This window comes from Nocardia sp. NPDC102475 (assembly GCF_055584605.1).
Window position 1 is genome coordinate 20,541 of record NZ_JBVJLS010000012.1, and the last position, 12,017, is coordinate 32,557.

Consider the following 12,017-nt stretch of genomic DNA (forward strand, 5'->3'; position numbering starts at 1 on the left):
CGTCCTACCCCGAGATCCGGATGCCGGGATTGACGCCCCAGATCGCCAATGTCATGAACAGGTCCGCGAAAACCACGATGATGATGCACATCTTGATGGCCCGACCGGCCGCGACACCCACACCCTCCGGACCGCCCGAGGCGAAAAAGCCGTAGTAGCACTGGATGAATGTGGTGATCGCGACGAACACCATCGCCTTGGCCAGTGAGTAGAGCACGTCTGTCGGTATCAGGAACTGATAGAAGTAGTGCGCGTAGGTACCGCTGGAGGTGTTGCCGATCAGCTGCACCGTGAGCGAGCAGGAAATGTAGGCCATGGCCAGGCCCAGGCAGTAGAGCGGAACGATGGCGATCATCGCCGCGAACATCCTGGTGCTCACCAGATACGGCAGCGGCCGGATCGCGATCGACTCGAGTGCGTCGATCTCCTCGGAGATCCGCATCGCGCCGAGCTGAGCGGTGAATCGACAGCCGGCCTGTGCGGCGAAGGCGAGTGCCGCGAGCAGCGGCCCCAACTCCCTGGTGGTCGCGAATGCGGAGATGGCGCCGGTGATCGGGCTCAGGCCGAGCAGATTCAGCGAGGTGTAGCCCTGGATGCCGACCGTCATCCCGCCGAACGCGCTGAGGATGAGGATGACGCCGATGGTGCCCCCACCGACGACCAGACTGCCGTTGCCCCAGGTGACATCCGAAAGCAGCCGCCAGACTTCCTTCGGATAGTGCCGCAGCGCCAACGGGATCGAGCCCACCGACCGCAGGAAGAAGAACACCTGGTGCCCCAGGCGGGCAACCATATCCACCGGGACCTGCGCGGACTTCTTTATTTGCCGAAGTGGCCGCAGCAGCGGCGGTATATAGGTTGTTGACACCGGCTCAGACCACCTGTGGGGGGAGGAGAACGTTGTAGATCTGGGTGATGATCAAGTTCACGCCGAACAACATGATGGCGGAACTGACCACCGCGGAGTTCACCGAGTTGGCGACTCCGCCCGGACCGCCCCGGGTATTGAGCCCGGTATCACAGGCGATGATCGCAGCGAGCAACCCGAAGATCAACGATTTCACCAGTGCGACAAGCAGATCGATGGTGACGGCGAACGAGGAGAAGGTGCCGATATAAGAACCCGGGGTGCCGTTCTGCGCGAAAATATTGAAAATGTAGCCAGTCAAAAATCCGACGAATACGACAAAGCCACACAGCAATACGCTGACCAGCATCGCCGCACCGAGCCGGGGCGCGACCAGACGACGCAGCGGATCCACCCCCATCACCCGCATCGCGTCGATCTCTTCTCGGATGGTGCGCGAACCGAGATCGGCGGTGATCGCCGAACCGACCGCACCCGCGATCATCAGCGAGGTGACCAGCGGCGCACCCTGCTGAATGATGCCGAGACCGTTCGCCGCACCGATGAAAGAGGTCGCACCCACCTGGCTGGCGACCGCGCCGACCTGGATGGAAACGATCACGCCGATCGGGATGGCGACCAGCAGCGTCGGTGCCGCGGCGACACTGGACATGAACGCGCACTGACGGATGAACTCACGATAAGGAAAGCGGCGTCGGAATATCGCGATGAACAACTCCGCGACCGCCGCGAACCCCATCGTGATCTGCCTGCCGAAGGTCTCCAAGGAGCGTTTCGGATGGTCTTCCCAGTAGGCCTTCGTCCAATCGACCGCGTCACTCATCCGTGACTGCGCTGGTGGACTCTTGGTCGACTGCACTGGCTAACCCCTCTCGACGCCGGTAACCAAACCCCGACGACTTGTTTGCTTGACGCACCTTACTACGGAGTAGTGCGGAACACACCATCACCGTGTGATTGCAGTCATAGATTGGAGTCACCATAGGGAAAACGCTATGAGCAGTGGCCCGACGCTTGGGATCGGTCCCAAAGTTAACGGTGATACTTCTAGAACACGTTACAGTTCCACCAGCTCCGATCAGCCCCGCATATGGCCTGCTCGACTATTTGCGCGGATAATATTCATGCAAAATATGCGCGCGATTCGAATGGCTTCTACGGTACCGATCAACATACAACCGAAACACAATCGGTCACTTTGTGATGATTGCAGTAATAGACTTTCGCTATCGCGAGAAAATGAGACGCTGCATCCAAAATGTCGAAAAGTGCGGTCTTCGCCGACGCGTTCGACATCGGACAGCAGACCGTTTCGAGCGACCCGCAAGTGATCGCTACGGATAGAGGACGCGCCCGGAGCCGAATACTGACACGATGGGTGCGACAGATTGATATCGTGCGGACTTCCGACGTCTGGAGGGACATGTTCAGCAAACTCGCCAAGGTGGCCAACGCTGCCTTCGCCGTAGCTCTTGGTGCGGCACTGGTCGCGACGGGGGCCGGGACCGCGGAGGCCGCGGGGCCACCCGTCATCGGCGGTGGGTCGGGAATCATTATCGATAATCAGTTCGAATGCACTGTCACGACGGTCGGTTACGACGGCGGGGGCCGGTTGGTCGGCCTGACCGCGGGACACTGCGGCGACCCGGGCGCTCAGGTGTACGCCGAACTCGACCGCGGCGCAGGCGTGATCGGCCGGTTCGTCTACTCCAACCACGATCTCGACTACGCCATCATCCAATTCGATCCGGCCAAGGTCGCCCCGGTGAACCGGGTCGGCAATGTCACCATCACCGGGATCGGCGGCCCCGCCCAGTTCCCGATGATCGTCTGCAAGGAGGGCCGCACCACCGGCAATACCTGCGGCATCGCCTACGGTGACCTGTTCGGCACCAATATGGAGACCTGGTCGCAGATGTGTGTGGTGGAGGGCGATTCCGGGGCACCGGTCGTCGTCGGCACGACACTGGTCGGGATGGTGAACGCGTATCTCGCCATCGCCTGCTTCGGGCCCGAGGTCGGCACCAATATGAGCTCGATCATGGGCGATATCAATGCCCGTGGCAGCGTCGGGGCGGGCTTCAACCCGATCTAGCCAGGATCAGTCGAATACCGAATGAGCGGGTCGAATGACCCGCTCATTCTGTTTTGTGCAACGGCGCCAGCGCCGGACCCGCCACCCCGCACTGCGGCATGCAGTCGACATTGTCCAGCGTCGCGGCGCGTCGCGGCGCGCGCAGCAGTACAGCCGCGATCAGCGCACCGGCCACCAGCAGGCCGACGCAGATCCACATCGCGACGCCGAAGCCGCGGTCGAATTCCACTGGGTCGCCGAGCGATCCGGAGATGCCTGCGAGGCCGGGCAGCGCGGCGACCGCGAGCAGCTGGGCGGTACGGGCCACGGCATTGTTCACCCCGGAGGCGATACCGGCCTCACTGGCGGGCACCGCGCCGAGTACCGCACCGGTGAGTGGCGCGACCAATACCGACAGGCCGAGACCGAAGACCAGTACGCCAGGGAGTACATCGGTCAGATAGGTGGTATCGGGTCCGATGCGCAGCAGCAATACCAAGCCGAGCGCGGCGAGCAGCGGACCGACCGTCATCGGAATGCGCGCACCGTGCACCTGCGCCCAACGACCCGCGGGCGCGGAAAGCACCAGCATGATCAATGTGACCGGAACGGTGGCCACCCCCGACATCAGCGGCGTGTATTTCGCCACCAGTTGCAGCTGCATGACCAGAAGGAAGAAGACACCGCCGAGCGCGGCATAGACCGCGAGGGTGACCAGATTCGCGGCGGTGAAGACCCGAGAGGCGAACAGCGAAGGCGGCACCAGCGAGTGGTCGCTGCGCATTTCGATCACCACGAAGACCGTGAGCAGCAGCACACCGACGACCACCAGCACCGGCATCGCATCGATCAGACCGAAGGTCAGCGCGCCGAGGGCCACCGCGACCACCACCGCACCGGGAATATCCAGTCGCGCCGAGGCATTCGGGTCGTGGCTCTCCGGCACATGCCGCAGCGTGACGAGTACGACGACCACCGCGAGCGGCACATTGATGAAGAAGATGGACTGCCAGCCGGCCAACTCGATCAGCCAGCCGCCGAGGAACGGACCGAGTGCACCCGCGACGCCACCGAAGCCGGACCACAGGCCGATCGCCGCACCCTGATCGCGTTGATCGATGGATGAGGAGATCAGCGCCAGGCTGCCCGGGGTGAGCATCGCCCCCGCCACCCCCTGCAGGATACGGGCGACGACGAGCATCTCGATATTCACCGCGGCACCGCAGAGCAGCGAGGCCAGCGCGAAACCGATGACACCCACGACGAATACCTTGCGGCGGCCGAGATGATCGCCGAGCGAGCCGCCGAGCAGAATGAACGAGGCCAGGGTCAGTGTGTAGCCGTTGAGCGTCCACTGCAGGCCCGCGACATCGGTGTCGAGGGATTCGCCGATGCGCGGCAACGCGATATTGACGACGGTGGCATCCAGTGAGGCCACCGACGAACCGAGGATAGTGGCCAGCAGGATCCAGCGGCCGGTAGCCGAACCCAGCCGGGGTAACTCAGCACTCACGTACCAAACGTAGCCGCTACCGGCCGGTTTCGTGGGCGTCAGAGATTTTGGACGCAGACCACGAAGCGCCGCGTCGGGTACTCGAAGCCGCTGCTGCTGCCGCAGACGCTGGCATCGTCGGCACCCTGCTGGATATTGGTCACCTTCACGCCCTGGCTGACGCGTTCGGTGCAGTCGATGCGCTTGGGATCCTCGCCGCTGATATCCATGCAGCCACCGACGACCCAGTCGATATCCAGGCAGATCGCGCCCTGCTGCACGCCGTTCAGGGTTTCGAAGTAGGCGGAGTCGCGGTCGGCGACGCACTGCGAACTGGTCGCCGCCTTGCCGATGACCTTGTAATTCGAGGCCCGGCTGCCACAGGAGGCCTTGGCGATGGTGGCGTTATCGGTGGTGCCGCCGAGCGTCACGCAGTCACCGACATTGGCCTGGAAATCGGTGCTGCCGCCCTTGGTCGCCGAGGTGGTCGCCGTCGGCTTACCGGAGGACGGGCGGGCGCTGGTGGTGGGCCTGGCCCCTGAGGTTTTCGGCGTGTTGGTGGACGAGACCGCATCGATGGTCCCGTTTATGGCGGGCTGGGCATTGCCGCTGATTTTATTGCCGCAGCCCGCTAGCGAGAGCGCGGCGACGACGGAGACCGCGGCGACGGCCGCCGTCGCGAGGCGACCCGAGATCGGTTGACGAGACACTTACAGTCCTCCCGGCTGTAACGCTCCGAACTCATACCCCCGTCGGAATCCGAAGTGATCTAGCAAAGCGTGAAATACCACGCCATGCATACACCACCGAGCGCAGGTGCGTCGAGTCGGCAGCAACCGCATCGGAGAAGCACAGTGACGGCCCAAATGTCGGTTCGATCACTGTGGCACCGCGGCGTACCAGCGGAATCGGTGTCGCAGCAACCGATCTGAGTATGGTGGGGTTTCCGGTGTGAGAGGAGTTCGTCTGTGAAGCTGATCAGCGCGATCACTTGCACCGCCGCCGCGTTCGTCGCCGCGCTGATCCTCCCCGCAGTGGCCTCGGCAGCCGATGTGCACTGCGCTTCCGACGGCGGGACGGATGTCACCGTGATCGACGGAAGCACCGCATGCCGGGCCACGGCCGAATCCCTCGGCCGGGCACGGGCGGCCGGATATGACGGAGTCGGCTATGCCCGTGCCGGCCTGGGTGCCGCGGCGCTCGGCATCGGTGCGGCGGGCGGTGTGGGCGCGAGTGACGGAGTCGGTGGAATTCCGATCGCGCTCGGCTACGGCGCCGATGCCGTCGCGCTGACCTCGATCGTCGCTCCGGCAACGGATTTCGAGACCGACCAACCGAGCCCGCCCACCCCGCTGTTCGCGGTATCGATCGCCTTCGACGGCTCGCGTGCACAGGTCGTGACCGCCGACAGCGCGGTGGTGTGCCTGGGCACGGCAGCCTTCGCGTGGAATTCGGCAACCGGTGCGACCTGTCTGACCACGCCTTTCGGTCGCTGGCAAACGCCACGATCCGAGTTAGGCTGAGAATTCGGCCCCAGCCAGCCAGCAGGAGGTGTGACCCATGGTTTCAGCCTTCCCCGCACCGGACCGATGGCCAGCCGCGCCACTGGAGATGCTCGTCGATCCGAGATTCGTCCGCCTCGCGGATCATTTCTTCGGCATGTTCGTCCAGCCGACGCGTGGCGGCGGTGCGCTCGCGATCTATCTCGATGGTCGACCGGTCGTCGATATCTGGGCGGGCTGGGCGGCCAAGGATCGACGTTGGAACGGCGAGAATGTCGCACTCACCTTCTCCACCGGCAAGGGCGTCGCCGCGACCGTGGTGCACCGGCTGGCCGAGCGCGGGCAGATCGAATACGAAGCCCCGGTCGCCACCTACTGGCCGGAGTTCGGCGCACACGGCAAGGACGACATAACGGTGCGCGACGTGCTCTCGCACCGCGCCGGACTGCATCGGGTGCGCGGCCTGGTCCCCGGCCGGGAGGGCATCCTCGATTACGACGCCGTGGTGACGGCGCTGGCCGAGAGCCCCGCCGACCCGCGGCGCATCCGCACATCGGGCTATCACGCGATCACCTTCGGCTGGCTGGTGGCCGAGATCGTGCAGCGCGTCACCGGTGATCCGTTCACCGATGTGGTGCGGCGCGAGATCGCGGAACCACTCGGCTATGACGAATTCTGGTTCCGGGTACCGGAATCCGAGCGCTATCGGATCGCCAAGATCTTTCCGCATTTGAATCCACCCGGAATCCGTTGGAATACCGCGTCATCGGTGCTGTCCTGGGTGCGGCCGGTGCGCGGACTCGCCGAGGCGGGGATGCCGGAGAGCTTCGACGAACTCGTCCGCGATCCGCGCGTGCACGATGCGGTGATGCCGGGCTGGAACGGTGTCTTCTCGGCGCGCGCACTGGCCAGAATGTATGGGGCCCTTGCGAATAAAGGGCGGGTCGAGGCGCTGGATCCCGAACGCGGTGGTCACGCCATCGACGCGGTGCAGTTCCTGCGACCGGAGACGATCGCGATCATCAATGAGACGCAGCGGGCCGACAGCCGCGACTATGTGCTCGGGGTGCCGCTGAAATTCACCCTCGGCTATCACCGTCCGGTCGTGATGTCCAAGCAGCAGCCGCGAAAAGCCTTCGGCCACTATGGACTCGGCGGTTCGGGCGCCTATGCCGATCCGGAACTTGGCATGTCGATCGCCTTCGTCACCAACCGGCTCGGCAATGCGGTGACCGCGCTGGGGGACGCCCGGCTCGCGCGCTTGGCCGCCCTCGCCGAGAATACGGTGCGCAGGGGGCGCCCGAAGGGGGCGGTCGAACCGGGACCGGCGTGAGTTCGTAGATATAGATATGGAGCAGGCGGGCGCATCCGAGGAAACGGCGCTGGACGCCGCGTCTTCGACGCCGCGCGCACCGAGAATGGTGGTTGCGCACGCGTTGGCGGCGGGCATCGATTTCGAGCGGTACTTCCGTTGGCGACGCGAACGCGAGGGCGATCCGTTCTACGTGCGGTTTCCCGGTTTCGGCGCGGCGCTGTTCACCGGCACGGCCGACGGTGCCCGCGAATTCTTCCGCGCGCCGATCGATCTGCTCGAACCGCCGCGACCGAATCCGATCGAACCGCTGGTCGGCTGCGCGTCGCTCATCCTGACCGCGGGCGAACGACATCGGCGCGATCGGGCATTGCTCGCACCCGCGTTCCACGGTGCGCGGATCCGCGCCTACGGCGAACTCATCCGCGAGTCCACCATCGCCGAAATATCCGGCAGCACAGGCGAATCCCGCCCGGCCTGGACACCGGGCACGCGCATCGACTCGCGGGCGGCAGCCAGGGCGATCACTTTGCGGGTGATTCTGGAGGCGGTATTCGGGGTGGACAGCCGCGAGCGCCGCGCCGAATACACCGCCGCGGTCGCGGAATTCCTCACCGCGTACTCCGGACCGCTGATGCTGGTGCCCGCACTGCGCCACGGGCTGTTCGGCCGGGCGCCGTGGGATCGGTTCGTGGCCGCGCGCGAGCGGCTCGACGAGCTGATCCTGACCGATATCGCGCGGCGTCGGGCCGTCGGCTCGGGCGGCGCCGACATTCTCGGTCTCCTGCTCGCGACCAGCTATGACGACGGCACCTCGATCACCGATGACGATCTGTGCGACCAACTGCGCACCCTGCTCGTCGCCGGACACGAGACCACCGCGACCAGTCTGGTGTGGGCGCTGTTCCATCTGCATCGAGAACCCGAGGCGTTGCAGCGCCTGCGCACCGAACTGGACGCGGCCGGCCCCGACGCCTCCCCGCTCGAGCTGGCCGGGCTGCCGTTCCTGGACGCGGTGTGCCAGGAGACACTGCGGCTGCATCCCGCGGTGCCGATCGTGCTGCGCAGGCTGACCGCGCCGTTCGTGCTGCGCGGTGTCGAGCTCGCGGCGGGCGACACTATCGGCATCGCGCTGCCGCTGCTGCATTCCGATCCAGCCGTGTGGACGGATCCGCAGCTCTTCCAGCCGCAGCGGTTCATCGAGCGCAAGTATCGGCCGTACGAGTTCGCGCCCTTCGGCGGCGGACATCGACGGTGTGTCGGGGCATCGCTGGCCGACTACGAACTGCGAATCGTGCTCGCGACCATTCTCGGTCGACGGCGGCTGCTATTGCCACCGCGGCATGCGCGCGGGCGGGCGCCGCTATCGGTGCCGCACAACATCGCGACGGGTCCGCATCGGTCGATCCCATTCGATGTCATTTCGTGATTTATCTCACGAAGGAGTTTGGCTCATCTGGGGGTTGGACGACTTGACGGCCGTCCTGAGCCATCGAGGCTCACCCGATCTGACCGGCCGATTTCACGAATGATCATGACCCCCAACGGCATATGTGTTGCTCGCCACATTATGCGATCAGCACGAATCAATCCGAAACGCCACTGGCCACGGATGGCCCTGGACGGTAGGAAGGACGCCAGGGTCGGGTGCGTCATATACCCGTGGGGTGCTTCGTGTGCCCCGCGCCGTTTTTCCGTGGGCGTTCGCACGGAATCCACGAAGAGTTTTCGTGAAACCGCCCTGCGAGCTCCACACCGATGAGAGATCTCGCTGCGCCACGGCGTAGGCGAGAGATGGATTGGACGAGAAACTTATGCATGCCGCTTTGCACACCGGGACGTCGACTGCTCCTCGTCGGGGAGCGCTAGCCCGCCGACTCCGGCAGGGCATCCTATTGTCGGCGGCGATCGCCGCGGTCGGCATCACCGCCGTCGCGCCGGCTCAGGCCGATCCGGCATTGCCGGGTGTCGGCACCGGCTCCGCTAACTCGACCGCCACCGATCCGGGTGCCACGGCGAACTTCGCGCCGCCGAGTATCAGCCCTGGTGACGGCGAGACCGTCGGCGTCGCGCAGCCGGTCATCATCAACTTCAGGGATCCGGTGACCGATCACGCCACCGCCGAGCAGGCCATCAGGATCACCTCCTCGAATCCGGCGCCGGGTCACTTCTACTGGTTCGGCGACAAGCAGGTGCGCTGGCGGCCGAACGAGTTCTGGCCGGCCGATACCGATGTGACCGTCGAGGCGGGCGGCACCCGCACCGCATACCGGATCGGTGACGCCTTCATCACCACCGCCGACGACGACACCCACACCATCACGATCACTCGCAACGGCGAGGAGATCATGACGATGCCGACCTCGATGGGTAAGACCAAGCACGAGACACCGAACGGCACCTACTTCGTCGGCGAGCAGCTGCGCAAGATGACCATGGATTCGTCCACCTACGGTGTGCCGACCACCGATCCCGAGGGCTACAAGGTCGAGGTCGAGTACGCCACCCGGATCTCCAACAGCGGCATCTTCGTCCACGCGGCCCCGTGGTCGGTTGCGCAGCAAGGTGTTTCGAATGCCAGCCACGGCTGCCTGAACGTCAGCACCGAGAACGCCAAGTGGTTCTTCGAGAACGCCAAGAAGGGCGACCCGGTCATCGTTCAGAACACCAAGGGCGGGACCCTGAACGCCCGCGACGGCTACGGCGACTGGAACGACTGAACTAGCTCCCACCCCGTAGCGACGGGGTAATCGAAAGCCGAACATTACGACCGAATTGGACGAAAGTCCGGTCGTGGTGCTCGGCTTTTGTTTCACTTGCCCGATGCGCGAGAAGTTCAGCGTATCGGCGTTCGGCCTTAACCGATCGTTTGCTGCGCGCCGTAAGGCTTCGGCCGTGCGAACCAGACCGGAACGAGTACTGCCGCAACCGCGCGGGCGTGGCCTGCGCAATCGGCCGTGGCAGGACTATGCGCTGTTCCTGGTGTTGCTCGGGCCGAATCTGGTGCTGCTGACGCTGTTCGTCTACCGCCCGCTGGCCGACAATATCCGGCTCTCGTTCACCGACTTCAATATCTCCGACAACTTCGTGACCTACATCGGGTTCGCGAACTACCGGGAGTGGTGGGGCCGCGACGACTCCTGGCAGATCGTCACCAATACGGTGGTGTTCACCCTGGCCGCGGTGGTCGGCAGCATGGTGCTCGGCTTGGCGCTGGCCCTGCTGCTGGACCGTAAGCTGTTCGGCCGCAATGTGGTTCGCTCGGCCATCTTCGCGCCGTTCGTCATCTCCGGCGCGGCCATCGGCGTTGCCTTCCAGTTCATCTTCGATCCTAGCTTCGGGCTCATCCAGGATGTGCTGCACCGCATCGGCGTCGACAAGGTGCCGGACTTCTACCAGGACCCGCACTGGGCGCTGTTCATGGTGACGGTCACCTATATCTGGAAGAACCTCGGCTACACCTTCGTCATCTACCTGGCCGCGCTGCAGGGCACCCGCGCCGATCTCATGGAAGCGGCCGAGATGGACGGTGCGAGCCGCTGGACGACTTTCACCAAAGTGCTACTGCCGCAACTGCGCCCGACCACCTTCTTCCTGTCCATTACGGTGCTGCTGAACTCGCTGCAGGTCTTCGACATCATCAACGTGATGACGCGCGGCGGGCCACTCGGCACCGGCACCACGACCATGGTCTACCAGGTCTACGAAGAGTCCTTCCGCAACTTCCGGGCCGGCTACGGCGCGACGGTCGCCACCATCATGTTCCTCGTGCTGCTGGTCGTCACGCTGGTCCAGGTGCGCATCATGGATCGGGGCGAGCAGTGAAACACGCGCGGCCGGAGCGACCGGCGCGGAGGAGGCAGCATGCGTAACCATGTAGCGACCCGCGCAGGCCGCCGTGGAAACAGCGTAGAGACTCTTTCGTATCAGCGCAGGCAGCGGGCGGTGACGGTGCTCGGATACGCCGCGATGGTGTGCGTGCTGATCATCGTCGGCGTTCCACTGTTCTGGATCTTCATCACCTCGTTCAAGGCACGTCCGGATATCTACACCCAGCCCGCGGTGTACTGGCCGCACAGTTGGCATCCGGCGAACTACGAGGACGCCACCACGACGCTGCCGTTCTGGACCTTCCTGCGCAATTCGCTGACCATCACCGGGATCATCGCGCTGGTGAAATTCGTGCTCGGCGTGTTCAGCGCATACGGCCTGGTGTTCCTGCGGTTTCCGGGCAAGACCCTGGTGTTCCTGGTGATCATCGCGGCGCTGATGGTGCCCAACCAGATCACGGTGATCTCCAACTACGCGCTGATCGCCCAGTTGGGTTGGCGAAATACCCTCCAGGGCATCATCATTCCGCTCTGCGGGGTGGCCTTCGGCACCTTCCTGATGCGCAACCACTTCCTCTCACTGCCCTCGGAGGTCATCGAGGCGGCCCGGATGGACGGCGCCAACTGGTGGCGCCTGCTCACCCGGGTGGTGCTGCCGATGTCCGGACCGACAATGGTGGCCTTCGCGGTGGTCACGCTGGTCAACGAGTGGAACGAATACCTCTGGCCGTTCCTGATGGCCGACGACACCAGGGTCGCCACGCTGCCGGTCGGCCTGACCCTGCTGCAGAACACCGAGAATCCGAGCGTCACCAACTGGGGACCGGTGATGGCGGGGACGCTGCTGACCATGCTGCCGATCCTCGTCGTCTTCCTGCTGCTACAGCGCCACATGATCAAGGGCCTCACCTCAGGTGCGGTCAAGGGTTAAGCCCACCC

At 64.6% G+C, this 12,017-nt stretch carries 11 protein-coding genes; 7 read left to right on the plus strand and 4 right to left on the minus strand.

The annotated features are described in order from the left end of the window. Positions 1 to 4: 4 nt before the first annotated feature. Together ACZ60G_RS21920 and ACZ60G_RS21925 are read right to left on the minus strand one after the other, a co-directional pair. Positions 5 to 868, minus strand: a complete 864-nt coding sequence (locus tag ACZ60G_RS21920; RefSeq protein ID WP_465811891.1) for an ABC transporter permease — start codon at positions 866 to 868, stop codon at positions 5 to 7. Between the two features lie 4 nt (positions 869 to 872). Next, entirely contained in the window at positions 873 to 1,691 is an 819-nt protein-coding gene (locus ACZ60G_RS21925; RefSeq protein ID WP_174566228.1) for an MlaE family ABC transporter permease, read from the minus strand. 600 nt (positions 1,692 to 2,291) lie between these two features. Between ACZ60G_RS21925 and ACZ60G_RS21930 the strand changes: the two genes are divergently transcribed. Continuing rightward, complete coding sequence (locus tag ACZ60G_RS21930; protein ID WP_465811892.1) at positions 2,292 to 2,963, plus strand: S1 family peptidase; 672 nt, start codon at positions 2,292 to 2,294, stop codon at positions 2,961 to 2,963. Between the two features lie 43 nt (positions 2,964 to 3,006). Here the strand turns inward: ACZ60G_RS21930 and ACZ60G_RS21935 are convergent, their stop codons facing one another. After that, positions 3,007 to 4,455: an MFS transporter gene (locus ACZ60G_RS21935; RefSeq protein ID WP_465811893.1), complete on the minus strand. Its 1,449-nt coding sequence runs from the start codon at positions 4,453 to 4,455 to the stop codon at positions 3,007 to 3,009. 38 nt (positions 4,456 to 4,493) lie between these two features. Next, entirely contained in the window at positions 4,494 to 5,129 is a 636-nt protein-coding gene (lppU, locus tag ACZ60G_RS21940) for an LppU family putative lipoprotein (protein ID WP_465812139.1), read from the minus strand. Between the two features lie 273 nt (positions 5,130 to 5,402). Here lppU and ACZ60G_RS21945 point away from each other — a divergent pair, with 273 nt between their 5' ends. From ACZ60G_RS21945 to ACZ60G_RS21970, 6 genes are all read left to right on the plus strand, one after another. After that, positions 5,403 to 5,957, plus strand: a complete 555-nt coding sequence (locus ACZ60G_RS21945; RefSeq protein ID WP_465811894.1) for a DUF6764 family protein — start codon at positions 5,403 to 5,405, stop codon at positions 5,955 to 5,957. 37 nt (positions 5,958 to 5,994) lie between these two features. After that, entirely contained in the window at positions 5,995 to 7,269 is a 1,275-nt protein-coding gene (locus ACZ60G_RS21950) for a serine hydrolase domain-containing protein (protein ID WP_465811895.1), read from the plus strand. Between the two features lie 16 nt (positions 7,270 to 7,285). After that, positions 7,286 to 8,677 carry a cytochrome P450 gene (locus ACZ60G_RS21955; protein ID WP_465811896.1) on the plus strand — a complete coding sequence of 464 codons (1,392 nt, stop codon included), beginning with the start codon at positions 7,286 to 7,288 and terminating at the stop codon, positions 8,675 to 8,677. Between the two features lie 385 nt (positions 8,678 to 9,062). Next, the gene (locus tag ACZ60G_RS21960) at positions 9,063 to 9,968 is read left to right on the plus strand and encodes a L,D-transpeptidase (protein ID WP_465811897.1); all 906 of its coding nucleotides are present in this window, start codon (positions 9,063 to 9,065) and stop codon (positions 9,966 to 9,968) included. 175 nt (positions 9,969 to 10,143) lie between these two features. After that, complete coding sequence (locus ACZ60G_RS21965) at positions 10,144 to 11,073, plus strand: carbohydrate ABC transporter permease (RefSeq protein ID WP_465811898.1); 930 nt, start codon at positions 10,144 to 10,146, stop codon at positions 11,071 to 11,073. 144 nt (positions 11,074 to 11,217) lie between these two features. Then, on the plus strand, positions 11,218 to 12,009 hold the full coding sequence (locus ACZ60G_RS21970) for a carbohydrate ABC transporter permease (RefSeq protein ID WP_465812141.1): 792 nt from the start codon (positions 11,218 to 11,220) through the stop codon (positions 12,007 to 12,009). Positions 12,010 to 12,017: the final 8 nt, after the last annotated feature.